This is a genomic window from Amycolatopsis sp. NPDC101161, from assembly GCF_044768185.1.
Taxonomy (GTDB): Bacteria; Actinomycetota; Actinomycetes; order Mycobacteriales; family Pseudonocardiaceae; genus Amycolatopsis.
On sequence record NZ_JBIWPI010000003.1, the window covers coordinates 615,654 to 640,661 of the forward strand.

Annotated in this window: 24 protein-coding genes and 2 pseudogenes; 22 read left to right on the forward strand and 4 right to left on the reverse strand. The window is 71.8% G+C overall.

The genetic code is table 11. The annotated features are described in order from the left end of the window. Positions 1-157 precede the first annotated feature (157 nt). Positions 158-1,030, reverse strand: coding sequence for a helix-turn-helix transcriptional regulator (locus tag ACIRSS_RS24640; RefSeq protein ID WP_400898707.1), 873 nt, complete (start codon positions 1,028-1,030; stop codon positions 158-160). 113 nt (positions 1,031-1,143) lie between these two features. On the opposite strand from ACIRSS_RS24640, the gene ACIRSS_RS24645 reads away from it, so the two are divergent. After that, the gene (locus ACIRSS_RS24645) at positions 1,144-1,842 is read left to right on the forward strand and encodes an SDR family NAD(P)-dependent oxidoreductase (protein ID WP_400898709.1); all 699 of its coding nucleotides are present in this window, start codon (positions 1,144-1,146) and stop codon (positions 1,840-1,842) included. A gap of 84 nt (positions 1,843-1,926) precedes the next feature. After that, positions 1,927-2,550 carry a hypothetical protein gene (locus tag ACIRSS_RS24650; protein WP_400898711.1) on the forward strand — a complete coding sequence of 208 codons (624 nt, stop codon included), beginning with the start codon at positions 1,927-1,929 and terminating at the stop codon, positions 2,548-2,550. Here ACIRSS_RS24650 and ACIRSS_RS24655 read toward each other — a convergent pair. Both ACIRSS_RS24655 and ACIRSS_RS24660 read right to left on the reverse strand, forming a co-directional pair. Further along, positions 2,510-2,881: a DUF742 domain-containing protein gene (locus ACIRSS_RS24655; protein WP_400898713.1), complete on the reverse strand. Its 372-nt coding sequence runs from the start codon at positions 2,879-2,881 to the stop codon at positions 2,510-2,512. The two genes, ACIRSS_RS24650 and ACIRSS_RS24655, sit on opposite strands and share 41 nt — an antisense overlap. A 324-nt stretch (positions 2,882-3,205) precedes the next feature. Beyond that, complete coding sequence (locus ACIRSS_RS24660) at positions 3,206-4,156, reverse strand: alpha/beta hydrolase family protein (RefSeq protein ID WP_400898715.1); 951 nt, start codon at positions 4,154-4,156, stop codon at positions 3,206-3,208. Positions 4,157-4,257: 101 nt separating this feature from the next. On the opposite strand from ACIRSS_RS24660, the gene ACIRSS_RS24665 reads away from it, so the two are divergent. Both ACIRSS_RS24665 and ACIRSS_RS24670 read left to right on the forward strand, forming a co-directional pair. Continuing rightward, positions 4,258-5,103 carry a helix-turn-helix transcriptional regulator gene (locus tag ACIRSS_RS24665; protein WP_400898717.1) on the forward strand — a complete coding sequence of 282 codons (846 nt, stop codon included), beginning with the start codon at positions 4,258-4,260 and terminating at the stop codon, positions 5,101-5,103. An 82-nt stretch (positions 5,104-5,185) separates the two neighbouring features. Further along, the gene (locus tag ACIRSS_RS24670) at positions 5,186-5,383 is read left to right on the forward strand and encodes an SDR family NAD(P)-dependent oxidoreductase (RefSeq protein ID WP_400898719.1); all 198 of its coding nucleotides are present in this window, start codon (positions 5,186-5,188) and stop codon (positions 5,381-5,383) included. Here the strand turns inward: ACIRSS_RS24670 and ACIRSS_RS24675 are convergent. Beyond that, positions 5,377-6,279 carry an AraC family transcriptional regulator gene (locus ACIRSS_RS24675; RefSeq protein ID WP_400898721.1) on the reverse strand — a complete coding sequence of 301 codons (903 nt, stop codon included), beginning with the start codon at positions 6,277-6,279 and terminating at the stop codon, positions 5,377-5,379. The genes ACIRSS_RS24670 and ACIRSS_RS24675 overlap by 7 nt on opposite strands. A gap of 89 nt (positions 6,280-6,368) precedes the next feature. On the opposite strand from ACIRSS_RS24675, the gene ACIRSS_RS24680 reads away from it, so the two are divergent. The 18 genes and pseudogenes from ACIRSS_RS24680 (at position 6,369) to ACIRSS_RS24765 (ending at position 24,826) form a co-directional block, all read left to right on the forward strand. Continuing rightward, entirely contained in the window at positions 6,369-7,460 is a 1,092-nt protein-coding gene (locus tag ACIRSS_RS24680) for an acyl-CoA dehydrogenase family protein (RefSeq protein WP_400898723.1), read from the forward strand. A 10-nt stretch (positions 7,461-7,470) separates the two neighbouring features. Next, positions 7,471-8,328 (forward strand): oxidoreductase, encoded by an 858-nt coding sequence (locus ACIRSS_RS24685; protein WP_400898726.1) that lies wholly within the window; start codon positions 7,471-7,473, stop codon positions 8,326-8,328. A gap of 49 nt (positions 8,329-8,377) precedes the next feature. Beyond that, complete coding sequence (locus tag ACIRSS_RS24690; RefSeq protein WP_400898728.1) at positions 8,378-8,986, forward strand: TetR/AcrR family transcriptional regulator; 609 nt, start codon at positions 8,378-8,380, stop codon at positions 8,984-8,986. Positions 8,987-9,114: 128 nt separating this feature from the next. Further along, positions 9,115-9,543, forward strand: a complete 429-nt coding sequence (locus ACIRSS_RS24695) for an organic hydroperoxide resistance protein (protein WP_400898730.1) — start codon at positions 9,115-9,117, stop codon at positions 9,541-9,543. Between the two features lie 93 nt (positions 9,544-9,636). Next, on the forward strand, positions 9,637-10,281 hold the full coding sequence (locus ACIRSS_RS24700; RefSeq protein ID WP_400898732.1) for a TetR/AcrR family transcriptional regulator: 645 nt from the start codon (positions 9,637-9,639) through the stop codon (positions 10,279-10,281). Between the two features lie 88 nt (positions 10,282-10,369). Next, positions 10,370-11,185, forward strand: a complete 816-nt coding sequence (locus ACIRSS_RS24705) for an alpha/beta fold hydrolase (RefSeq protein ID WP_400898734.1) — start codon at positions 10,370-10,372, stop codon at positions 11,183-11,185. After that, positions 11,182-12,057: a VOC family protein gene (locus tag ACIRSS_RS24710; protein ID WP_400898736.1), complete on the forward strand. Its 876-nt coding sequence runs from the start codon at positions 11,182-11,184 to the stop codon at positions 12,055-12,057. Before ACIRSS_RS24705 ends, ACIRSS_RS24710 begins: the two co-directional genes overlap by 4 nt. Continuing rightward, positions 12,054-12,344: pseudogene (locus ACIRSS_RS24715) on the forward strand (3-hydroxybutyrate dehydrogenase); the annotation flags it as partial. The gene ACIRSS_RS24710 and the pseudogene ACIRSS_RS24715, both read left to right, overlap by 4 nt. A 35-nt stretch (positions 12,345-12,379) precedes the next feature. Continuing rightward, entirely contained in the window at positions 12,380-13,909 is a 1,530-nt protein-coding gene (locus tag ACIRSS_RS24720) for an acyl-CoA synthetase (protein ID WP_400898738.1), read from the forward strand. 86 nt (positions 13,910-13,995) lie between these two features. Beyond that, entirely contained in the window at positions 13,996-14,565 is a 570-nt protein-coding gene (locus ACIRSS_RS24725) for a TetR/AcrR family transcriptional regulator (RefSeq protein WP_400899768.1), read from the forward strand. A gap of 225 nt (positions 14,566-14,790) precedes the next feature. Then, positions 14,791-15,072, forward strand: a pseudogene (locus ACIRSS_RS24730) (hypothetical protein); the annotation flags it as partial. Positions 15,073-15,093: 21 nt separating this feature from the next. Continuing rightward, a complete protein-coding gene (locus tag ACIRSS_RS24735; protein ID WP_400898740.1) occupies positions 15,094-15,918 on the forward strand; it encodes an SDR family NAD(P)-dependent oxidoreductase in 825 nt (274 codons plus the stop codon). A 170-nt stretch (positions 15,919-16,088) separates the two neighbouring features. Continuing rightward, a complete protein-coding gene (locus ACIRSS_RS24740; RefSeq protein ID WP_400898742.1) occupies positions 16,089-17,411 on the forward strand; it encodes an MFS transporter in 1,323 nt (440 codons plus the stop codon). Continuing rightward, positions 17,408-18,028 carry a cysteine hydrolase family protein gene (locus tag ACIRSS_RS24745; RefSeq protein WP_400898744.1) on the forward strand — a complete coding sequence of 207 codons (621 nt, stop codon included), beginning with the start codon at positions 17,408-17,410 and terminating at the stop codon, positions 18,026-18,028. Before ACIRSS_RS24740 ends, ACIRSS_RS24745 begins: the two co-directional genes overlap by 4 nt. A gap of 38 nt (positions 18,029-18,066) precedes the next feature. After that, entirely contained in the window at positions 18,067-18,810 is a 744-nt protein-coding gene (locus ACIRSS_RS24750; RefSeq protein WP_400898746.1) for an alpha/beta fold hydrolase, read from the forward strand. After that, positions 18,807-20,396, forward strand: a complete 1,590-nt coding sequence (locus tag ACIRSS_RS24755) for an FAD-dependent monooxygenase (protein ID WP_400898748.1) — start codon at positions 18,807-18,809, stop codon at positions 20,394-20,396. The genes ACIRSS_RS24750 and ACIRSS_RS24755 overlap by 4 nt, the downstream gene beginning before the upstream one ends. 19 nt (positions 20,397-20,415) lie before the next feature. Continuing rightward, positions 20,416-22,518 carry a hydantoinase/oxoprolinase family protein gene (locus ACIRSS_RS24760; protein WP_400898750.1) on the forward strand — a complete coding sequence of 701 codons (2,103 nt, stop codon included), beginning with the start codon at positions 20,416-20,418 and terminating at the stop codon, positions 22,516-22,518. A 10-nt stretch (positions 22,519-22,528) separates the two neighbouring features. Next, positions 22,529-24,826 carry a hydantoinase B/oxoprolinase family protein gene (locus ACIRSS_RS24765; RefSeq protein ID WP_400898752.1) on the forward strand — a complete coding sequence of 766 codons (2,298 nt, stop codon included), beginning with the start codon at positions 22,529-22,531 and terminating at the stop codon, positions 24,824-24,826. Positions 24,827-25,008 lie beyond the last annotated feature (182 nt).

The window sequence follows — 25,008 nt, forward strand, 5'->3', positions numbered from 1 at the left end:
CGTTAGCGCCGATCCCGTTTCGAGGCAAGGGTTCCGGCTTCGCCCGGTCGCCGAGCTGCGCTCTCCCGATGTAACTTTCAGCCGGTGGACTCCCGGACGGCGGCGCTCGAACATCCCGAAACTTTCGCGGGTTCGTTGCGGCGCCGGCGATCGCGGTCTATGCGCGCTGTTCCCTCGGGGCCGGTGCGCCGGTGGCCGCGGCCAGCCGGAGGTTGGTCTCGGCGGCACTGCCCGGGACGGCGGTCATGATCACGATCTTCAGCTCCGTGTCGCCGTCTCCCAGCACGTCGCAGTTCACCGCGATCGGTCCCACCGACGGGTGGTGGATCGTCTTCTCGTCCTCGCGGTGGCCGGCGACGGAGCCGGTGGCCCACAGCCGCGCGAACCGCCGGTTGCCCGCGGTCAGCTCGCGGATCAGTCCGGCGAGGCGGCCATCGTGCGGGAAGCGCCCGGTGGCACGGCGCAGGTCGGCGACGACGGCGAGGTCCGTCGTCTCGGCGTCGAGTTCGGTCACGGGCCACTGGGCCAGGCAGGCGGGGCCGTCGTCCAGCGGGAAGCGGTCGCGGGCGAAGTTGCGGCGGCGGGGCTCCGCCGCCGAGGGGTCGCCCAGCAGCGCGGCCCAGCTCCGGTTCCACCAGACCAGCTGCCAGTCGGCCGCGAACACCGCGACCGCGACGTCGCCGAGCCGGGAGAGCACGCGGTGGACGCCGGGCGGGATGTGGTCGGAGATCGTGCCGTCTGCAGGCGGGGTGAGCCCGGCGAGCCGGTACAGGTGGTCCCGTTCGGGGGCCGAGAGCTGCAGCGCCCGCGCGAGGGAGGCGACCACCTGCACCGAGGGCGTGGTGGCCCGGCCCTGCTCCAGGCGGACGACGTAGTCGACCGACAAGCCGGCGAGGTCGGCGAGCTCTTCGCGGCGCAGCCCGGCCGCGCGGCGGTTGCGGCCCACCGGCAGTGCCGCGGCGGAGGGCGGCAGCCGGTCCCGCCAGGTGCGGATCATCGCGCCCAGCCCGGCCCCGGGTGTCGTGGTCACGGTCCCATCTTCCCCCGGGGACGGCTGCCGGGCCCGGTTCGAGGGTGGTACCGCTGTTCCTACCGTCGAGGCGTCCCTGGCCGGCCGCGCCCGGCGGGCCGAGGATCGACCGCATGACGATCACCTTCATCACCGGAGCGAACAAGGGTCTCGGCCGCGAGACCGCCCGCCGCCTCGCCGAGGCCGGCCACACCGTGCTGGTCGGCGCCCGCGACCCCGAGGCGGGCGCGAGCGCCGCCGCCGCGGTCGGTGCGCGGTTCGTGCCCATCGACGTGACCGACGACGCGTCCGTCGCCGCCGCGGCCGCCGACGTCGCCGCGCACGAGGGCGCGATCGACGTGCTGGTCAACAACGCCGGCGTCCACGGCCCGGCCGGCGACCCCGCCGGCCTGACCGGCGCCGACGTCCTGGGCGTCTTCGACGTCAACCTCGCCGGCGTGGTCCGGACGACCACCGCGTTCCTGCCGCTGCTGCGGCGCTCGGCGGACCCCGTGATCATCAACGTGAGCAGCGGGATGGGCTCCCTCGCCCTCACCCACGACCCGTCGCGGCCCGAGTCCAAGGTCGTCGCACCGCTCTACACCGCCTCGAAGGCGGCGCTGACGATGCTGACGACGCAGTACGCGAAAGCGTTTCCCGACATCCGGATCAACGCCGCGGACCCCGGCTACACGGCGACCGACCTCAACGGCCACAGCGGCCCGCAGACCGTCACCGAGGGCACCGACGCCATCGTCGGCCTGGCCACCGAGAAGCCCGGCGCCGGCTCCGGGCGCTTCGTCGCCCGGAGCGGCGAGATCGCCTGGTCCTGAAAACCGGCGCGGTGGTCGTGGACGTAAGGGTTCTCTAATCTCGTCGCCTGCTCGATCGCCCGCGGGCCGGGCTATGGTCGCCCGGTGATCGGCTCACGGTGGCAGCGCGGTGTCTTCTTCGCAGTACCGGGACTTCTGCTCGCGGGCTTCGGCGCGGTGCATCCCGGGAACCTCGACGCGGCCACCGCCTCCTGGTGGGTGTCGCTGCACGTCATCCTGCTCCCGGTGTTCCCCCTGCTCGCCCTGGCGCAGTGGCTCATGCTTGCGTCGGCACCACCGTGGCTCCGGTGGCCCGGGCGGCTGGCCGCGTTCGGCTTCGCGGCGTTCTACGGCGGTCTCGACGCCGTCGCGGGAATCGCCGCGGGCACCGTCGTGCGCGCCCAGAACGGTGCCACGCCGGTCGTCGGCGCCGTCTTCGCGATCGGCGACCTGCTCGGGTACATCGGCGCGGCGTGCTTCCTCGCGGCCAGCACCGCGATCGTCGCCGCGACCGCCCTGCGGACGAGGTGGCGGGCGGCGCCCGGTGGCGTGGTTCTCCTGCTCGCGGGTGTGTCGTTTTTGGACAGTCACATCTTCTGGCCGCGGGGCGTGTTCACGATGATCGGTGTCGCGGCCGGGATGTTCTTGTTGTCCGTGGCCGGCGAGCGCGGCCTCGGGGCCCTCCGGTTCACGTCATCGCGTGAAGACCACGGAGAACCCGCTCCATGAAGTCGATGCTGGGACGACCGCCGGAGGCCATCGGCGTGTCCTGGACGGCCACCAGGCCGCGGTCGGCGAGGTCGGACACCAGGACCCGGACGACGCCCAGGGGAATTCGCCGATAAGCCGCGATTTCCGCGACCGATTGCGACGAGCGGCACAGGATGCAGATCGCGGCTTCTTCCCGGGAGCAGGCGTGCTCCGGGATACGGCCTCGCTCGGTTGCCGCGATGAGTGCTTCGACGGGGAGCGTGCGCGTGGGCCGCGTACGTCCATGGGTGCGGAAGTACGGACGGACAAGATCTGCCGTGCCCGCGTCGAGCCCTAACGCCGGCTCCACATCGGCTCCTCACTGAAATTATCGACTGTCCGAAAGTATTTGCCGGTCCGCTGATCGTCGGCAATCGACCGAACGGGTAAAGCGCCGGTAACAGTCAGCAGCTTCGGCATCGTGCCGCGGCGGTGGAGTGACATTCAAGACGGATTGGTCTCCCGCAGGCGCACCCGGTCCCGGACGTGCTCGGCCGCACAGCGACGTCGAGCCCCCACGAGGTCGCGGATCTCGTGGCCTTCCCGGCGCCCGAGCGCGCCGGCACCATCGTCACCGTCGACGGCGGTCGAGCCGGGACCACCCCGAAGTCCACTGTGGACCGGACGGGCGGCGTCACGAGTCCTTGGTCTGCACCCGGCCGAGCGAAGGCGCGGCCCGGATCGCTTCGGTGGCCCGCTCCCACGCCGGGTCGCCGTCGTGCAGCGCGGACCACAGGTAGGCCCACGTCATGCGCTGGGTGACCGCCAGCCGTTCGGGGTCCTCGTCGTCGGTCTCGGCGAGGCTGTAGCCCATGATGCCGCCCAGGTAGTGCTTCGCGCCCGGGAGGACCAGCAGCGCGTCCGCGCCGGGGCTGACGTGGTAGGGCTCGGCGTGCCAGCCGGCGCCCCGGGTGGTGGCGACGGGGTTGTCGTCTTCGTCGCCGTGGACGACCAAGGTCCGCGTGGTCAGGTGGGAGAAGTCGGTTCCGAGCTCGGGGTAGCGCGTGCGCATGGTTTCGGTCATGCCCTCGGCGCTGCCGGTCGGGGCGAGCAGCACCCCGGCCTTGATGCGCGCGTCACGCAGGTCGAGCCCGGCCCGCGCGCCGAGCAGCGCGCTGACGGTGTTGCCGCCGGCGGAGTGCCCGACGGCGGCGACGCGCGCCGGGTCGAGCCGGCCGGCGACGACCGGGGCCTGCGCCTCGATGGCGGCCAGGTGGTCGAGGATCAGCACGAAGTCGTCGATCCTCGAGCGCCAGAACAGCGGGTGGCCCGGTGCGGTTTCGTCGAGGCCGAGCCCGCCGTTGGGCGAGCTCAGGTGGGTCGGCTGGAGCACGGCGAACCCGTGGCTCGCGTAGAAGTCGGTCAGCGGCGCGTAGCCGTCCTTCGACTTCAGGTAGAGCGAGCTGCCGCCGCCGTGGGACAGGAGCACGATCGGGAGAGCGGCACCCCGCAGGGGCGCCGTGACCCGCAGTTCGAGGGGGAGGCCGCGGCCGGGCGCCGGCAGGGTGACGGGGTTGACCGAGACGGTCGGGACCGCGTCGGGAACCGGGATGTGCCGGGCGAGCCGGACGTAGTTGTTCTCCATGGGTTCAGCTTGGGGCGGGAAATCGTCCCCGGGCAGGACCGGTCCATCCAGGACCGACCCGGTCCTGGACGCGGCCGCGATCACGCGCGCATGCTGGAGCCGTGATCGACCGGACCGGCCTCGCCGAATTCCTGCGCCGGCGGCGGGAAGAGCTCTCGCCGTCGGAAGTGGGCCTGCCGGACACGGTGCGCCGCCGGACGCCGGGCTTGCGGCGCGAGGAGGTCGCGGTGCTGGCGGGGCTGTCGAGCGACTTCTACGCCCGGCTGGAGCAGGCTCGCGGCTCCAATCCCTCGGAGCAGGTGGTGGCCGCCCTCGCCCGCGCGCTGCGGTGCACCCCCGACGAGAAGGATCACCTGTTCCGCCTCGCCGGCGTGCCCACCCCGCCGCGTCAGGTCGGCCGCCGGCTCGACCCCGGCCTGCGTCAGCTCGTCGCGCACCTCGAAGGCCTGCCGACGTGCGTCTACAACGAGGTCGGCGACGTGCTCCACACCACTGCGCTCGACGACGCGGTGGCGTGCCGCACCGAGCTCGGCCCGGGCGGGGAAAGCAACGTCTACCGGCGCTGGTTCACCCGCGAGGAGTCCCGCGCGCACGTGCCGGAGGCCGATCGGGCGCGCCTCTCGGCGGCGCACGTCAGCGACCTTCGCGCCACGTACTCCCGCCGCGGCGAGGACGGCGAGATCACGAGCCTGGTCGAAGACCTCGCGGCGCGCAGCGAGGAGTTCCGCACGCTGTGGGAGCGCCACGACGTCGCCGTCCGGCACGCCGACTTGAAGGACGTCCACCACCCCGCGGTGGGGGTCATCCGGCTGCGGTGCCGGTTGCTCGAGCTGCCCGAGGCGGGGCTGCGGATCCGGATCCTCCTGCCGCTGGAGGGCACGGACGCCGCGGAGAAGCTCGAGCTGCTCCGTGTGATCGGCACCCAGCAGTTCCTCGAGGCCGAGTGACCCGGCCTACCCCGCGCTCGTCACCGGAGCCAACCGCGGCATCGGCCGCCACCTCGCCGCCCAGCTCGTCGAGCGCGGCGCTTTGCTCGGCGACCTGCGTGCGGTCCGCGCCGCGCTGGACGTGAACTTCTGGGGCACGCTGTCGATGGCCCGCGCTTTCGCGCCGGTCCTCGCGGCGAACGGCGGTGGCGCGATCGTGAACATCGCCTCCTCGGCGTCGCTGAGCAAGGACCCGCGAGAATTCGGCAAGCAGCTCGAGCGGCTCTCGACCGATCAGTGAACCTCAACAGCGGTGAGGGTGGGCCGTGTGCTGCGGAACCGTCCCGGTGAGACGCCGTACTCGCGGCGGAAGGCGGCCGAGAAGGCGAACTCGGTCGAGTAGCCGACCTTCGGGGCGATGCTCGCCAGCCCGGCGTCGGTTTCCCGCAGCAGCCGGGCGGCGCGGGCGAGCCGCCAGCCGGTCAGGTAGTTCATCGGCGGCCGGCCCACCGCGGCGGTGAACAGCCGGGAGAAGGCGGTCCGGGGCATCCCCGCGACCTCGCTCAGCCGCCCCACCGTCCACGGCCGGTGCGGGTTTTCGTGGATCTCGCGCAGCGCGGCCGCGATCCCGGGGTGGGCGACCTCCGGCCCCCCGGCGGCGGTGTCCCGCTCGTGCCACTGGCGGAGGACCTGGACGAGGATCAGGTCCAGCAGCGCCCGCCGCGTCGCGCCGGACCCCGGGCCGGCCTCGGCGACGTCGGCGACGAGGAGGTCGATCAGGGAGCGCAGCTCCGGGTGGCGGTCGTAGTCCGGCGACAGCGCGATGAGGTCGGGCAGCGCGCGCAGGTACTGGGGCGCCGGGCCGTGGTCGAGCCGGTAGGCCCCGCACAGGAACTCGAAGGCCGTGGGCTCCGGGGCCGGCAGGGGCGAGCCCAGCTCGAAGAGCGGGATGTCCGCCAGGGCACGAGGTTCCTGGCTGAGCCCGTGCTCGGCACCGGACGAGGTGAGCACGATGTCGCCCGGCCGCAGGGAAACCGGCTCGTCGGGGCCGATCAGCCAGCAGGTACCGCGCGTGATGATGTGGAACCCGCTGCCGTCGAACGCGGCGAACCTGAGGCCCGCTGCAGGCTGCTTGATCAGGCGAGCGCCGGCGCTCCCGACCCGCACGGTGCGGATCACCTCGCTGATCAGGTCCATACCGGCGATGCTACCGGCGCACAGCCGCGTATGAACCCACGCCGCCGACGCATGGCACGCCGCGCGCGCCCGGTGCTTGAGTCGACGGGGTGATCGAATACGCGAACGCCGCGACCACGGATGTCCTGCGCGCCCACGCCGGGAAAGCGGAACAGAACGAGCGGCCGGCCGCCGAAGGCTTGGCCGCCCTGCGCGAGGACGGCGTCTTCGCCTGGCGGACCCCGCGGGAGCACGGCGGGGAATGGGCGGACGTGGAGACCATCGCGCGCCGGCTGACCGGCCTCGGCCGGGCCTGCCCGTCCACCGCGTGGATCGCCGGGACCTGCGTCACGGCCAAGAACCTCGCCGCCCGCTTCCTCCCCGGTTCCGCGACGCCGGAGTTCTTCGCCGATCCGGACGCGCTCTTCTGCGGTTCGGGGGTGCCCGGCGCGCGGGGTGAGCGGGTGCCGGACGGGGTGCGGGTCACCGGCCGCTGGCCGAACGTCTCGGGCTGCGAAGACGCGGTTTGGGCCACGCTTTCGGTGCTGGTCGACGGCGAGTTCTCCTTCGCGGTGGTGCCGACGGCCGACCTCGTCGTCGAGCGGACCTGGGACATGGCGGGCATGTGCGGCACCGGCAGCCACACCTTGGTCGCCGACGGCGTTTTCGTGCCGGCCGGCCGGATCGCGGCGGCGGCGCCCTTCCCCCTGGGAGACTTGATGCTGTACGCCACCACGGTGCTCGGTCCGGTCGTCGGTGCCGCCGAAGGGGCGCTCGACGCCGTCACCGCGATGTTCGCCTCGGACCGCAAACCGTTCATGACCGCGTACTCGCGCATGGGCGAGTCGGCGGGGGCACGCCATTGGCTGGCGGAGGCCGCTCACCTCGTGGACCGGGCCGAGAAGACGATGCTCGAGGTGGCCCGCGAAGCGGGCTCCGCCGAGTTGTCCCCTGTGGACGGTCCGCGGCTGCGCATGGCGCTCGCGGACGCCGGCCGGGACTGCCGGGCCGCCGTCGAGCGGATGCTCGACCTGCACGGTCCGAGCGGTCTCGCGACGTCGAACGTGCTGCAGCGGTTCTGGCGGGACGTCGCCGTCGGCAGCAGGCACCCGCACCTCAACCCGTACCTCGCGGTGGAAAACCTGGGCACGGCGCTGAGCGAGACTGTCGACACAGTGTCGATTTTTCTCGACAAGGCGTAGAGTCGAGACCATGACGAACCGAACCTTCCTCATCACCGGCGCGAGCAGCGGCCTCGGCCGCGCTTTCGCCGAAGGCGCGCTGGCGGCCGGTCACACCGTCGTCGGCACCGTGCGCAAGCCCGAAGACGTGCAGAAGTTCGAGGCGCTCGCGCCCGGCCGTGCCCACGCGCGTCAGCTCGACGTGACCGACGACGAGGCGGTTTTCGCCGTGGTCGGCGAGGTCGAGTCCACCGTCGGTCCCATCGACGTGCTGATCGCGAACGCCGGTTACGGGCACGAGGGTGTGTTCGAGGAGTCCCCGATGGCCGAGCTGCGCGCGCAGTTCGACGTCAACGTCTTCGGGGTCGCGGCGACCGTCCACGCAGTCCTGCCGGGCATGCGGAAGCGGCGGTCGGGGCACATCTTCGCGGTCAGCTCCATGGGCGGGCTGCTGACCCTCCCCGGGCTGGCGTACTACTGCGGCAGCAAGTACGCGGTGGAAGGCCTGCTGGAGGCCGTGTCCAAAGAGGTCGCGGGGTTCGGCGTGCGGGTGACCATCCTCGAGCCCGGTTCGTTCCGGACGGACTGGGCGGGCCGCTCGATGGTCCGCAGCGAGCGGTCGATCGCGGACTACGACGAGCTCTTCGAGCCGATCCGCGCGGCCCGGCAGGCCGCCAGCGGCAACCAGCTGGGCAACCCGGCCAAGGCCGCCGAGGCGGTACTGGCAGTCGTCGAGGCGGAGAAGCCGCCGGTGCACCTCGTGCTCGGTTCGGACGCGTTGCGGCTCGTCGCGGGCGCCCGGGCCGCGGTGACCGCGGACATCGAAAGCTGGGACGAGCTGTCGCGATCGACGGACTTCCCGGACGGGCACCAGATCGCGGCGAACTGACCGGCGGTGGCATCGTGAGCGGTACCGACGGAAGGGGAGGGGATAGGCGATGCCCGACAAGGTGGCCCGGCGGCGCTCCGGCGCGCCGTCCAAAGGGGACCTGCGTGAGCTGAAGATCCTCGAGGTGCTCGAGGAACTGCTGGCCGAGAAGAGCTTCGACGCGCTCACGACCAACGACATCGCCGAACGCGCCGGGCTCTCCCGAGCGTCGATGTACTTCTACTTCAGCTCCAAGCAGGAGGCGCTCGTCGCCCTCTTCGCCAGGACCGTCGAGGCGCTGCACGAGAAGTCGCGCGCGGCGGCCGACGACCCGGCGGCCCCCGCGGACGCGATCGCGACGGCCCTGCGCCGCACCCGCGAACGCTGGCACGAGCACGGCCTGGTCATGCGCGTCGCGATCGACCAGTCCTCGGCGATCCCCGAGCTGGGCGCGTTGTGGATGGAGACCGCGGAGATCTTCATCGACGCGATCACGGCGATCCTGGTCCGCGCCGGTGTCCCGAACCGCGACGGGCCCGCCGGCGCCCGGGCCGTCGCGGGGGCGGTGTGCTGGATGATCGAGCGGACGTTCTACCACGCGGTTTCTCCCGAAGCTCTCGACCAGGCTGCCGAGACGTGCCGGGTGGTGTGGCTCCGGGTCGCGGGGATCGAGCCCTGACCCGGCCGGGCGCCGGGGAGTGCTACCAGATAGAACGTTCGGTCTTGACAAGCCCGAACTGAGTGCTGATGATGGGAAGTGATAGAACGTTCGGTATCGCGACTGCGCGATGAAGAAGGGACCCCGTCATGAGCAAACCCCTGTACCTCGGCATCGCGACCTCGACCGGCGACGGCAGGGCGGGAGGCCAGGCCCGGTCCGATGACGGCCTGCTCGACGTCACCTTGGCGATCCCGAAGGAGATGGGCGGCCCCGGCGGCGCGACGAACCCGGAGCAGCTGTTCGCGGCGGGCTGGGCGTCGTGCTTCCACTCGGCGCTCAAAGCCGTTGCCGCGCAGCGGAAGACGGCGGTCACCGACTCGGCGGTCGTCGCCGAGGTGCAGGTGCACCCGACGCCGGAAGGCGGGTTCACGCTCAGTGCCGCGCTGCACGTCGAACTGTCCGATGTGGACCAAGCGACGGCCGACGAGCTCGTCGAGGCCGCGCACGCGATCTGCCCGTACTCCAACGCGACGCGCGGCAACATCCCGGTGACCGTCGAGGCGACCGTCGCCTGATCCGCGCCGGCCGGGCCGATGTGGACACCTCGGCCCGGCCGGCGCGCGCGCCCGGTTCGGGTGGGACGGCGAGGCGGACCTATCATGGCCCGCATGGTGAGGGATTCCGGCTCCGCGTCGGCTGCGCCGGGGCTGAGCAGCCGAGAGATCATCCTGAACGCGGCTCGCGCCCTCGTCGGCGAAAAGGGCTACGACGGCATGGCGATCTCGGACCTGAGCGCGCAGTCCGGCCTTCCGCCCAGTTCGATCTACTACCACTTCGGGAACAAGCTCGGCGTGCTGTCGGCGTTGCTGGAGCGCACCTTCGAAGAGCTGCACGCGTTGTTCCCCAGCCCGTCGTCGTTCGACGACCGGGCACCCCTCGAGCGCCTCGAGGCGTGGTTCTCGGCCGCCTGCGAGTCCCTCGACCGGCGGCCGGACTACCTCCGGCTCCTCGTCGCCATCAGCGTCGGCCCGCAGAAGGACGCCGAAGTGGTCCACGCGACCGTGCGCCGCATCCGCGACTACGCGCACGCGTCCTGGGTGGCCGCGCTGACCCCGATCTTCGCGCCGGACGGCGGCGAGGACGGCGAAGCCCTCGTCAAACAGCTGGCCGTCACGGGGCGCGCGTTGACGGACGGCCTCTCGGTGGCCGAAAGCTTCGACGGCACGAGCTACCGCTCGCAGGTCGGCCCGTTCGTCGCCCTGATCCGCGCTCTGGCGCAGCAGCGGGCCCGCGGGACCAAGCGGAAGCGCTGAAGCCCGTCGCACTCTGATCAGCCGGCCTTGATAACGCTGCCGTCCGTTGTATAGTGAGCGCTACATACAGACAGATGAGGACGGCACAGTGACGAGCACCTTGGATGTCGGAGACGCGCGCCTGGCCTACACCGAGGCCGGTTCGGGCAGTCCGGTCGTGTGGCTGCACGGCTCGGGCCCGGGCGCCACGGGGATGAGCAACTTCGGCGGGAACCTGCCCGCCTTCGCAGACCACCGGAACATCGTCGTCGACCTGCCGGGCTGGGGCGAATCCCCGCGGCCGGAAACCGGCGAACCGCTGATCTTCGACGCCGCCGACCGCGTTTGCCGCGCGATGACGGCGCTCGGCGTCGAGCGGGCGCACCTGGTCGGCAACTCCTACGGGGGCGCGGTGGCCATGCGGATCGCGATGCGCTACCCGGACCGCGTGGACCGGCTCGTGCTCATGGCGCCGGGCGGGGTGCTCCCGCCGGACGCGCCGCCGTGGCCGCCCGGCCTGGAGCGGCTGTTCGGCTACATGGCCGCCGACAAGCCTTCGCGCGAAGCGATGGCCGAGTTCGTGCGGCTGATGGTGTTCGACGAGTCCTTGGCCACCGAGGCGCTCATCGACGAGCGCTACGAGTCGAGCCTGCGGGCCCACCCGGAGCTGCCGATCCCGCCGAACTTCGGTGACCTGACGCCGGACCTGGGGCTCATCGGCGCGCCCACGCTGCTCGTGTGGGGCCGGGAGGACCAGACCGTTCCCCTGACGTGGGCACCCAAGATCCTCGCGGGGATCCCGAACGCGGAGCTGCGCGTGCTGCCGCACTGCCGGCACTGGGTCCAGTACGAGCGGGCACCCGAGTTCAACCACATCGTCCGCGAGTTCCTGCGGGGCGGGGCCGCCGCCGCAGCGGAGGGATGACCACCGTGGGCATCAGGAAGCTGGGCTACGTCGGGCTCGACGTCACCGACGTCGATGCGTGGACCGACCTGCTCGGGCGCACGCTCGGAATCGGCGTCGGCCACGCCAAGTCCGGCACGGTCGAGGTCACCCTCGCCGAAATGGACGAGTTCAAGTACCGCGTCGCGCTGTACCCGTCGACCGAGGACCGCCCGCGCGAGCTGGGCTGGATCGTCGACACCCCTTCGGAACTCGACCGGCTGACGCGGCGCTTGACCGATGCCGGCTACACCGTCGCGGACGGAACCGCCGAGGAGAAGGAACTGCGTGGTGCCACGCAGCTGCGCTGGTTCACCGACCCGGTCGGCTACCGCGTGGAGCTGGCGGTCGGCGAAGCCAAGGTGCGCGTCGGCGTCGAACGCCCGGCGGGCGGTCCCGGCGTCACCGGCTTGGGGCACTTCGTCCTGGCCAGCCCGAAAGTCGGGGAACTGCGCGAGCTTTACGAATCCGTGCTCGAGTTCAAGCTGACCGACTACCGGGCGCCCGGCCTGTTCTTCTTCCGCTGCAACCGGACCCACCACAGCATCGCGCTCGCGAGCGCGGAGTCGCCGTCGATCCACCACCTCGAGTTCGAGCACGGCTCGATCGACGACGTCGGGCGGGCCTACGACCGGGCCACGGCCAACGGCGTGCCGATCTCGATCAGCCTCGGCCGGCACATGAACGACAAGGCGATCTCCTTCTACGTCCGGAACCCGAGCGGGTTCCACCTGGAGATCGGCTGCGGCGGCATCGAGGTGGGCGACGACTGGGTCCCGCACGACTTCGGCCGCTCGGACGAGTGGGGCCACCACCACGCCGACGCCAATCCCTTCGCCGCCCCGAAGTCATGAGCCTCCGGCTCGCCGAGCTCGGTGCCCACGTCGTGGTGTGCGACGTCGACGCCGAAGGGGCGGCACGCGCGTTCGAGGCGGACATCCTGGTGAACAACGCCGGGATCCAGCACGTCGCGCCCCTCGAGCGGTTCGAACCCGAGCGGTTCGCGTTCATGCCGCGGCTGATGCTGGAGGCGCCGTTCCTGCTGACCCGGGCCAGCGCGTACAAGTCCGCCTACGTCAGCGCCAAGCACGGCCTGCTGGGGCTGTCGAAGGTCATCGCGCTGGAAGGAGCGGTCACCGGCACCGAAGTCGTTCTCGACGGGGGCTGGAGCGCCTCGTGAGCCCGGGACCGTTCGAAGGCACGGACCCCGCGCGTCCGGCCGTGATCGTCGAACCATCCGGTGTCGTCGTGACCTACGCCGAGCTGGAGGCCAGGTCGAACCAGGCCGCGCACCTGTTCCGGCACCGAGGTCTGCGCCACGGCGCCCGCGTGGCGATCCTCGCCGAGAACCGCGCGGAATACCTGGAACTGGCCTGGGCGGCCCAGCGGGCGGGGCTCTACTACGTGGGGGTCAACACCCACCTCACGCCCGGCGAGGCCGCCTACATCATCCGGGACAGCGGGGCCCGGCTGGTCGTGGCGACGGACGTGCTGGGTGATCTCGCCGAAGCCGCGCTGGCGGACCCGGCACTCGCGACCGTCGGCCGGCTGATGCTGGGCGAGCCCCGGCCGGGCTGGGAAAGCTACGAAGACGCGCTGTCGTCCCAGCCGCGCACCCCGGTCCCGGACGAGTCCGAGGGCGACTTCATGCTCTATTCGTCGGGGACCACGGGCCGTCCCAAGGGCATCGCCCGCCCGCTGCCCGGCGGTCCGCTGGGCACCTACCCGGACAACGCGGGACGGTGGCTGCGCGAGCTGCTCGGCTTCGTGCCCGGTGACCGCTACCTCTCGCCGGCGCCGCTGTACCACGCCGCTCCGCTCGGCTGGTCCATGAGCGTGCACCGCAGCGGCGGAACCGTGGTGGTCCTCGAGCGCTTCGACGCCGAACTCGCGCTCGCGGTGATCGAGCGGCGGCGGATCACCCACAGCCAGTGGGTGCCGACGATGTTCGTGCGCCTGCTCAAGCTGCCGGCGCGGGTGCGGGCCCGGTACGACCTGTCGAGCCTGCGGCAGGCGGTGCACGCCGCCGCCCCGTGCCCGGTCGAGGTGAAGCGGGCGATGATCGGCTGGTGGGGCCCGATCCTCTTCGAGTACTACTCGAGCACCGAGGCCATCGGCGCGACGGCCATCACCTCCGAGGAGTGGCTGCGCAAGCCCGGGTCGGTCGGCACACCGTTGCTCGGCCGACCGTACGTGACCGACGACGACGGACGTGAACTGCCGCCCGGCGAGGTCGGCACGGTGTGGTTCGCCGACGCGGCCGAGTTCGCCTACCACGGGGATCCGGGGAAGACCGCCGCGGTCCGCGACGGGCGGGGCGGGGCATCGGTCGGCGACGTCGGCCACCTCGACGAGGACGGGTACCTGTACCTCAGTGACCGCCGCGCCCACCTCGTCATTTCGGGCGGCGTCAACATCTACCCGCGGGAGATCGAGGACGTTCTGCTCGGTCATCCGGCCGTCGCCGACGTCGCCGTGGTCGGCCGGCCCGATCCGGAGATGGGTGAACGCGTGGTCGCGATCGTGCAGCCCGAGGACCCGGCGGCGGCCGGCCCTGATCTCGGCGCCGAGCTCACCGGCTTCGCCCGGACGAAGCTGGCCGGGTTCAAGGTCCCGCGCGAGATCCGGTTCACCGCCGAGCTGCCGCGCACGCCCACCGGGAAGATGCGCAAACACGTGCTCACGGACGACCCGGCGGCTTCGTGACGCCGCCGGGCCGCGCCGGTCTCGGCTCGATACCGACCGTTCTATCTGTTACACTCGGGCGGATGGTGCACAACACTCGAGGCCAGGTGTCCGAAGCGCGGTCGAGGCTGCTCGCGACGGCCACCCGGATCTTCTACGCGGAGGGTCTGCACTCCGTGGGGATCGACCGGATCGTCGCGGAGGCGAAGGTCACCCGCGCCACGCTGTACCGGCACTTCCCCGGCAAAGAGGACCTCGTCGTCGCGTACCTGCAGGGTGTGCACGAGATGGAGCGCGAGGGGTACGCCAAGGTCCTCGCCGGCGACCTTCCGGCCGCCGACAAGCTGCGGGGCATCGCCGAATCGATCGGCGAGGGCATCCGCTCCGCCCACTTCCGCGGCTGCGCGTTCCTCAACGCGGTCGCGGAGTACCCCGATCCCGCGCACCCCGTGCACCAAGCCGTCCTCGCGCACCGCGAGTGGTTCTTGAGCACAGTCACGGACCTGCTCGGGCAGGTCGGTGACACGCCGCCGGAGCTCGCGGGCCGGCACTTCGTGATGCTGCGGGACGGCGCGATGGTCTCGGGCTGCTTGGCCGACCCGGCCGGCGTCTGCGACACGTTCCTGCGCGGCGTCGACGGGATCCTGCAGCACCGCATCGACACCGCCTCGAAGTAACAGCCTGAGGGAGAACGTTCTGTCTTGACCCGTCGCTGAGCGGCGGCTACTGTCGACTGTGTACCGAGCGCTCTAGACAAATTCTCTCGGTTCATTCTTCCGAAGGAGCCGGTGTGAGGGTCTTTTCGCTCGGCAGCCCCCGAACCGACGACGGTCCGCCCTTGTGTCCCTGTTTCCCCGCGACCCGCGGGAACGAGCGGCTTCGATGGGCACGCTGCAGTTCACCCGTTGCGGAAGATTTCCGACTTCCTGCCCCAGGCCAAGGATGTTGGTCTGCACCTGGTGGTCGTGCGGCGCACGGGTGGTGCGTCGAAGGCGATGTATGACCCGATCATCGGGAAGCTGAAGGAGATCGCGGCGCCGGGCATGGTGATGAACGGTTCCCGCGATGAAGGCGCGCTGGTCGGCAACATCAAGCCGTCCGCGATGCCGCCGGGGCGGGGCAATCTGCTGACCCGCAAGGCCGGCAAGCAGCTCATCCAGGTGTCGTGGATCAACCCCGACTGAGACTGAACCAGGAGTTGAACAGTGACCTATCTCGTGACCGGGACGTCCAGCGGGATCGGGCGGGCGACCGCCGTCCGGCTCGCCGAGCACGGACACGACGTCGTGGCCGGGGTGCGGAAGATCGCCGACGCCCCAGTGCATCCCCGCATCCGACCCGTGGAACTCGACGTGACCGACGCGGATCAGCTGGCCGCGGTGGCGAAGGACGTCGGCCCGTTGCGCGGCCTGGTCAACAACGCCGGAGTGACGGTTTCCGCGCCGGTGGAACACATTCCCCTCGACCGGTTGCGGGCCCAGTTCGAGGTCAACGTGGTGGGGGTCGTGGCCGTGTGCCAGGCTTTCCTGCCGGCGGTCCGCGCCGGGGGAGGGCGGCTCGTGATGATCAGCTCGTCCAGCGGCCGGGTCGCCATCCCCCAAGTCGGCGCCTACAGCGCCTCGAAGTTCGCCGTCGAGGCGCTTTCGGACGCGTTGCGCCGGGAATTGCGGCCGTGGACCGTGCCCGTGGTGGTCGTCGAGCCCGGCAACTTCCAGTCGCGGAACCGGGCGAGCACCGAAATCGCGGCGGAGGCCGACCGCATGACCATGGGTGAGACGGCGGAGCGTCAGTACGGTCCCGCGATGGACGCGTATCTGGAGTTCAGCAGGAAAGAACAAACGCGGGCCGGAGCGCCGGAACGGGTCGCCGCGGTCGTCGAACGCGCCCTCACGGCGAAACGCCCGCGGCCGCGCTACCAGGTCGGTGGCGACGCGCACCTGCTGGTGGCGCTGAGCCGGGTGCTTCCCGTGCGGGCCATGGATGCGTTGCTCGTCAGGAGCATCGGCTTGCCACGCCGCCCGCCGAACTGATCTCGTCCAGACCTCGCCGAGCGGGACGCGGCAATAGTGAGTCAGTGGTGGCCAACCCGTCTTCCGAGTTGTAGAGTGAGCGCTACATACAGAACATGGGGGCCTGACCGACCGCCGCAACGAAGCGAGGTTTCCCTTTGAACGTCCTCGAGCAGGTCAAGAATTCACTGATGAGCCGGGCCCAGGTGAGAGCGGTCGCGCTGTGCCTGGTGATCAACTTGATCGACGGCTTCGACCTCCTGGTCACCTCTTTCGTCGGGCCGACGATCACCCGTGAGTGGAGCCTCTCGTCGTCGAAGGTGGGCGTGCTGCTCAGCGCCGGGCTGGCCGGGATGGCCATCGGCGGGCTCTTCCTCGCTCCGCTCGCCGACCGCGTCGGACGCCGGCGGCTCACCCTCGGCTGTCTCGCCCTGGCCTCGCTGGGCATGCTCGCCGCGGCCGTCTCGCGGGACTTCGGGCAGCTGCTGGCGTGCCGCGTGGTGACGGGAGCGGCCGTCGGGGCCATGGCGGCGAGCCTTCCGGTGCTCACCTCCGAGTACGCGAACCACCGGCGCCGCGGACTGGTCGTCGCCCTGATCACCACCGGCTACGGCCTGGGCTCGGTCATCGCCGGAATCGCGTCAAGCTTGCTGCTGGGCGCGTTCGGCTGGCGCTCGGTCTTCGTGTTCGGCGCCGTCGGCACGGCGCTCCTCTTCGCGGTGGCGCTGCGTTTCCTGCCCGAGTCGATGGACTTCCTCGTCGCCCGCCGTCCCCGCCACGCGCTGGACAAGCTCAACCGGATCCTCGTCTCGATGGGCCGCGCTCCGGTCGGGGAGCTGCCCGCGCCGCCGTCGGTGGCGACCTCGCGCAAGGTCGTCCTCGACGCGCTGTTCCGCGGGAGCAACGCGGTCCGGACGGTCCTGGTGTGGGTGGCCTTCATCGCGGCCCAGCTGACGTTCTACTTCGCCAGCTCGTGGACGCCCAGCCTGCTGCTGAAGGCGGGGATGTCCGCCCAGCAGGGCATCAGCGGCGGCGTCCTGTTCAGCCTCGGCGGCGTCACGGGCGCGATCCTGCTGGGACTGCTGGCTTCCCGCGTCGGCGCCGGGCGGTTGACCGCGGCCTACTTCGGCATCGGCGCCCTCATGCTGCTCCTCTTCTCCGTGTCGCTGGGCGTGCTGGCCGGCGCCCTCGTCGTGGCCGTGCTCGTCGGGCTGTTCCTCAACGGCACGGTGTCCGGCATCAACGTCATCGTGCCGGGCCTCTACCCGGCCGAAGCCCGCGCGACGGCCCTCGGCATGGCGATCGCCGTCAGCCGGCTCGGTGCCGTCCTGGCGCCCCTGATCGCCGGCTTCCTGCTGCAGGCCGGGTGGGCGCCGGGGTCGATGTTCCGCGTCTTCGCCATCCCCGCGGTGCTCGGCGCGGTCGCGACGATCCTGCTCGGCCGCCTCGGGCGGGCGCGCGGGACCGAGCCCACCCGGTCCGGAACGGTCGAAAGCGCGGTGGCGGAAGCATGACCGAGTTCGATCCGGGCCGGACCGCCGTGCTGGTCATCGACATGCAGAACGACTTCGTCGAGGAGGGTGCGCCGCTCGAGTTCCCGGAGGGCCGGCGCGTCATCCCCGCGATCCAGCGGATCCTGGACGCCGCGCGCGGCCGGGACATGCCGGTCGTCTACGCCGCGCACGTCCACCGTCCCGGTGGGGCCGATCAGGGGATCCACCGCGAGCTGTACCCGCCGGTGGCCGCCGGGGAGGCCCTCGTCGACGGCGGGCGCGGGGTGGAGATCCACCCCGAACTCGCGCCGCGCCCGGGGGAGCCGGTGGTGAAGAAGCACCGCTACAACTCCTTCTACGCCACCGACCTGGAGATCATCCTGCGCGGGCTCGGCGTGGAGACGGTGGTCCTCACCGGCATGACCACCGAGTGCTGCGTGCTCGGCACGGCCCGCGGCGCCCTGGAACGCGGCTTCCGCTCCCTGGTGGTTTCCGACGCGTGCGCGTCCTGCGACTACCCGGACCTCGGGGCGGGGCCGATGTCCGCCGCCGAGATGCACCTGGCCGCGTTGCGGGTGCTGGCGCTGACGTCGTCGCAGCTGATCGGCACCGACGAGCTCCTGGCGCGCCTGCCGTGAGCCGCGAACCGACGTACGATCCACAAAGGAGGACGGACGTGCCTGCCCTGGTGCTGCTCCACGGCGGCGGGCCGGGTGTCGACGCCGCGAGCAACTGGGCGAGCGTGCGCGCCGGGTTCGACGGCGAGTTCCGCTGCCTGGCGCCCGATCTCCTCGGCTTCGGCACGCAGATCGCCGGCACGGGCGGGCTGAAGGGGCCGCGCGCCTGGGCGCTGGCCCGCGCCCGGCAGGTCCTGGACCTCCTCGACCGCCACGGGCTGCGCCGGGTGCACCTCGTCGGCAACTCGGCCGCCGGGGGCGCCGCCGCGCTGGCGCTGCTGGCCGTGGCCCCCGGCCGGGTCGAGCGGGCGGTCGTCATGGGCGGCGCCGGAACCGGGCCAGTGCCGTCCGCGGTCCCCTTCTACGACGACTCGACCGCGAAGTCCATGCGAGCCACGCTCGGCCGGCTCGTCGCCGACGAGAGAGTCCACAGTGGACTCCTCGATGAGCTGACCGAGCTTCGGCTGAGGCAAGCACTTCGTCCCGGCGCCGAGGCGGCGTTCCGGTCGATGTTCGCCGACGTCGTGGGCGGGCCGCCGCCGGTCGACCTCGCGAAGATCACCACCCCGGTGCTCGCCCTGCACGGGGAGCGCGACCGGGTGTCGCCGGTCGAGGTGTCCGAGCGCCTGGTCGCGTCCCTGCCCGATGGCCGCCTCGATGTGGTGGCCGGGGCCGGGCACTGGATCCACGTCGACCGGCCGGACGAGTTCGTCAAGCTGGTAGGGGAGTTCCTGAGCACATGACCCAGATCCTGATCGTCGGCGCCGGTCCCGCCGGCCTGACCCTCGCCATCGACCTGGCCCGCCGCGGCGTCGCCTGCCACGTCGTGGAGGCGACCCGGGAACGGCCCGTCAACCCGCGGTGCAACACCACGTCCGCGCGGTCGATGGAGATCTTCCGGCGGCTCGGGCTGGCCGAGGAGATCCGGCGGGCGGGCCTGCCCGAGGACTACCCGATGTCCATCCAGTACCGGACGACCCTGGCCGGCGACGAGATCTACCGGATCGACCTGCCGTCCGCGCACGACGTCCTGGCCGGCGTCGGCCGGGACGGCTGGCCCACCCCCGAGCCGCAGCACCGGATTTCGCAGCTGTACCTCGAACCCATCCTGGAGAAGCACGCGAGCAGGCTCCCCGGGCTGACGTTGGAGCGCGGCACCCGGCTCGTCGAGTTCCGGCAGCACGACGACTACGTCGAAGCGGTCCTGGAGACCGCCGGGGCCCGGAGCACGCAGCGCTACGCGTACGTGGTCGGCTGCGACGGCGCCCACAGCACCGTCCGCCGCGAGCTGGGCATCAAGTACGAGGGCGTCGACGCGATCCAGCAGTTCGTCTCCACGTTCGTCCGCTCACCCGAGCTGGGGCGGCTCGCCGCCCGCGACCGGGCCTGGACGTACTGGACCTACGGCCGCCGGATCGCCTCGCTGATCGCCATCGACGGCGACGAGCTGTGGCTCAACCACGTCGCCTTCGCCCCCGGCCACGACACCGAGGGCGAAGACCCGGAACAGCTGCTGAGGGAGTCGGTGGGCCGGGCGGTCGAGCACGAGGTGCTCGGCGTGGTGCGCTGGACCGGACGGCGGCTCGTCGCCCGGCGGTACCGCGCGGGCCGGGTGTTCCTGGCCGGCGATGCCGCCCACATCTGGATCCCGGTCGGCGGGTTCGGCATGAACGCCGGCATCCAGGACGCGGCGACCCTGGCGTGGATGCTCGCGGCCGTCCACCACGGCTGGGCCCCGCCGGAGCTGCTCGACGCGTACGAAATGGAGCGCAAGCCGGTCGGCGAGCAGTTCGCCGCCGCGGTGGGTGCCCAGGCCCGCACGTCGTTCGCGGACGTCTCGCCGGACATCCACCTGGACGGCCCCAGCGGTGAGCGGGCGCGCGCGGAGTTCGCGGAGCGCCTGGCGACCACCGAGCCGCGCCGGTATTCCCCCGACGGCTTCAGCTTCGGCTACCACTACGCGGGCTCGCCGCTGGTGGTCGGCGGCGAAGACCAGGCGGAGATCACCATGGGGGAGTACCAGGGGCGGGCGCAGCCGGGCTTCCGGCTGCCGCACCTCTGGCTCGACGACGGCCGGTCGGTCCTCGACGTCCTCGGCCCCGGCTTCACCCTGCTGCGGACGGACCCGCGCGTCGGGGTGACGCCGTGGACCCTTTCCGCCCGCGACCTCGGGATCCCGCTCACCGTCGTCGACCTGCCCGGCCGCTACCCCGCCCCGCTGCTGCTCGTGCGCCCGGACCAGCACGTCGCCTGGATGGGCGGCGCGGAGGCCCGCCCCGAGCGGCTCCTGCACACCGTCACCGGCCGCGTCCCCGCCCACCAGCGCTGAGAACCAGGAGAGAAACGCCATGCCATACGCACTGGGCATCGACGTCGGCGGCACGTTCACCGACGCGGTCGCCTCCGACGGCGCCGGCCGGATCGTGTCGGCGAAGACGCCGACGACCCCGCCGAACCGCGAGGTCGGGGTCATGCGCGCGATCGAGGACCTCGCTGGCGAACTCGCCATCGGCGTCGGCGAACTGCTCTCGCAGACCGACTACATCGCCCACGGCACGACCGCGTCGATCAACGCCCTCGTCCAGGGTGAGGTGGCCGACGTCGGGCTGATCGCCACCAAGGGTCACCGGGACGCGATCTACATCATGAACGCCGAGGGCCGGACCCTCGGCCGGTCGGCCCACGAGATCCAGGACACGCTCCGGCAGCGCAAGCCCGCGCCGCTGATCCCGAAGTACCGGGCCCTGGAGGTCACCGAGCGGATCGACCACGCCGGGAAGGTCCTGGTACCACTGGACGAGGACGAGGTCCGCCGCGTCGCACAGTCCCTTGTGGACGAAGGTGTCGAGGCGATCGCCGTCTGTCTACTGTGGTCGTTCAAGAACGGTGGCCACGAGCAGCGCGTGCGCGAGCTGATCCACGAGATCGCGCCGGACATGTACGTGACGCTCTCGTCGGAGGTCAGCCCCCGCATCCGCGAGTTCGCGCGGGCCTCCACGACGATCATGAACGCGCAGGTGGGCCCGCGGCTGCGCACCTACCTCCTCCCGCTGCAGCAGCACCTCGAGGACGGCGGCCTCAAGGGGCCCCTGCTGGTCATGCAGAGCGAAGGCGGCACCATCACCGCCGACCGGGCGCCGGAGCACGCCATCACGACGGTGGGGTCCGTGCTGTCCGGCGGCGTCATCGGCGGGATGCGGCTGGCCGGGCAGCTGGGCCACCGCAACGTCATCACCACCGACGTCGGCGGCACGACGTTCCTCGCGGGCCTGATCGTCGACGGCGAACCGGTGATGGCCCCGGGGTCCATCGTGAACCAGTTCCCGATCAACGCGGCGACCATCCGCGTGCACACCATCGGGTCGGGTGGCGGGGCGCTCGCGTCGGTCGACGCCGGCGGGAACCTGCGGCTCGGCCCGCAGAGCGCCGAAGCCGTCCCCGGTCCGGCCTGCTACGGGAACGGGGGGACGCGGCCGACCAACACCGACGCCAACCTGGTGCTCGGCATCCTGAGCGAGCGCGGGCTGCTCGGCGGCCGCAAGCCGCTACGGCTGGACCTGGCGCGGGAGGCGATCCGCGAGCACGTCGCCGAACCGCTCGGGCTCACCGTCGAGGAAGCCGCCATCGCCATCCACGAGGTGCAGAACGCGCAGGCGGGCGACCTCCTGCGCCGGGCCGTCGTGCAGGCCGGCTACGACCCGCGTGACTTCGTCGCCTACGCGTTCGGCGGCGCCGGGCCCGCCCACTGCGCCGGCTACTGCCAGGACTTGGGTGTCAGCGAAGTCGTCGTGCCGCTCGGGCCCGTCGCGTCCGCGTTCTCGGCGTACGGGCTGGCGGCCTCGGACGTCGCGTTGAGTGCCGAGCTGTCCGATCCGTCGTCCTTCCCGGTCGACCACTCGGTGCTGGAGTCCCACTTCGCGCGGCTTGAAGCCGACCTGCAGCGCGCTCTCGACCGGCAGAAGGTGAAGTTCCACGACGTGTCGCTGCACCGCGAGATCGACCTCCGGTACTCGATGCAGGTCACCGAGCTCGCGACGGCCGTCCCGGACGCGAAGTTCACCGAGCGCACCGGCGACGAGATCCTCGAGCGCTTCGAGCAGCAGTACGAGCGCATCAACGGCAGCGGTGCCGGCTACCGCGAAGCGGGAGTGCAGGCGATCACCTACCGCGTCCGCGCCAAGGCCGGGCTCGGTTTCCCGGTCGCGCTGCCGGAAGTCCCGGACGCCGACGGCCCGGACCCGCGGGAAGCCCTGCTCGGGGAACGGTCCGTCTGCCTCGACTCGCAGCTCGGCTTCGTGCCGACCCCCGTCTACGACTACGCACGGCTGCGCGCGGGCCACGAGCTCGTCGGCCCGGCGATCGTCGACGTCCCGACCACCGTGGTCGTGGTCCCCGCCGGGGTCACCGGCCGCGTCGACCACCTCGGCAACCTCGTGCTGCGCTACCAGTGAGGACAGCTCCATGACTTCTCGAATCCCCGGGGCGGACGAGTTCACCAGCCGCCCGATGTCCCGCGAAGAGCTGCTGCGGCAGATCTCGCCTTCCTTGCCACTGCACCAGGTCGGCGACGGCGAGGTCGACGCCCTGACCTACGAAGTCGTCCGGCACCGGCTGTGGGCGATCACCCAGGAGATGGGGGAGACGCTGCGGCGGATGTCGGGCTCGCACGTCGTCACCGAGTCCAACGACTTCAACTTCTCCATCTGCGACGAGCTGGGCGAGCAGGTGCAGGTCGGCACCTACAACATCGGCCTGATCGGCTCGATGGACCTGGCCATCACCTGGACCTTGCGCAATCGCAGTGACAACCCCGGCATCGCCGAGGGCGACATGTTCCTGTGCAACGACCCGTGGATCGGCGGCGGGCTGCACCAGAACGACGCCGCGATCCTGGCGCCGATCTTCCACGACGGCAAGCTGTTCGGCTGGACGACGGCCATCGCCCACCAGGTCGACCTGGGCGGGCCGCGGCCGGGCTCGTTCAGCCCGTCCGCGCAGGACGTCTTCGGCGAGGCGGTCCCGACGCCGCCGATGAAGGTCGTCCGCGGCGGGGTGCTGCAGCGCGACATCGCCGACGCCTGGGTCCGCCGCTCCCGGCTCCCGCACCTGGTCGGCCTCGACCTGCGCGCCAAGATCGCCGCCAACAAGAACGCGGCCGAGCAGATCCTCCGGCTCATCACCAAGTACGGCGCCGACACCGTCAAGGCCGTGATGCACCGGATGATGGACGACGCCGAGCGCCGGCTGCGGGCCAAGCTCGCGACGCTGCCGGACGGGACCTGGTCCGCCGTCGGCTACCAGGAGCAGTCGCAGACCGGTGACCGCGGCCTGCACGCGATCAAGGTCGCGATGACCAAAGAGGACGACCGGCTCGTCTTCGACTTCCGCGGCACCGCCGGGCAGACCGGCATCATCAACTGCCCCTACCCGGGGCTGCGGGCCGGGATCGTCTTCACGATGCTGCCGCTGCTGGCCGGCGACATCCCGTGGGCGGCCGGCGGCCTGATGCGCTGCTTCGAGATCATCACCGACGAGGACACCATCACCAACGCGTCGTTCCCCGCCGCGGTCGGCAAAGGACCGTTCGGGCCGGCGTGGGGATCGGGCAACCTGGTCGCCGAGGTGCTCGCCAAGATGCTGGACGCCGAACCGGACCACCGCACCGACGTGCAGTCGATCTGCAACGGCACCACCGACCTCTGTGTGGTGTCCGGTGTGGACGTTCGCGGAGGGGGAAGTAAAGGCTTTGTCTCGCCCATTTTCGACGTCATGGCCGGCGGCTACGGCGCCCAGGTGTACCACGACGGCGTCGACACCGGTGGCCGGTTGATCATCCCTTCCGCGCGGGCGCCGGACGTCGAAATGACCGAGTACCTCTACCCGCTGGTCGCCCTGTGGCGCCGGGAGCAGACGGACTCCGGCGGGCCGGGGCGGCAGCGTGGCGGGATGAGCGGCTCGGTCTGCTACGTCCAGCACCCGGACCAGACGGGGACGATGTCCTTGGTCGTGTCCGGCACCGGCAAGGTCGCGAACCAGAACGTCGGCCTGGCCGGCGGCTACCCGGGCAACTCCCAGCTCGACCTGGTCGTGCGCGGAGTCCACGAACCCCAGCTCGCCCAGGCGGTCACCATCCCCGGCCACCTGGGCGAGCTGGGCGGGGAGATCGAGGTGCTGCCGTGCGAGGGCGAGTCGCACCTCGGCCCCGGTGACGCGCTCTACCTGCATTGGCAGGCCGGTGGCGGGTACGGCGACCCGCTGCTGCGGTCGCCGGAAAGCGTGCGCGAGGACGTGCGGCAGGTCCGTGTCTCGGCGGAGGCCGCGCGGGACGTCTACGGCGTCGTCCTCCGCAGCGGCGGAGTGGACGGTTCCGCGACCGGCGAGCTGCGCGAGAAGCTGCGGCACCGGCGGGCGTCCGCGGCCGGGCTGACTGGTCTCACGCCGATCACCACGCCGGAACTGGGTGAAGCGCGGCGGCTCGACGACAACCTCGTCGTGCTGGACAGCGGAACCGTCGCCTGCGTCCACTGTGGAACGGAGATCGGGCCCCTGGCAGGGGGCGCGTTCATCGGGGCACTGGCCCGCCGCGACGCGGCGCCGACCGAGGCGGGCCCGCACATCTGGCACGACCCGCTGGAGTACGTCGACGCGGAAGTCGTCTTCCGGCAGCTGTGCTGCCCCGGCTGCCTGACGGCCGCGCATTCCCGCGTGGTGCCGGTCGACCATCCCCTTCCGGTCGACGAATACCGGCGCTGGAACTGAGCCGGCACCGTGGTCCGCTGGTCGGCGGGGGAGCCCGGGTGGCGCCCTCACGTCGGGCCGAACCCCCGTTGACCGCCGCCCGACGGCCGGCCACAACCGTCGGCGGTTGTGTCGCGAACCCCCGGCCGCCCGCGAATCGCCGCGCGGCGGCCGGGGGTCGCCGGTCTCCGGCGGAGCGGGTG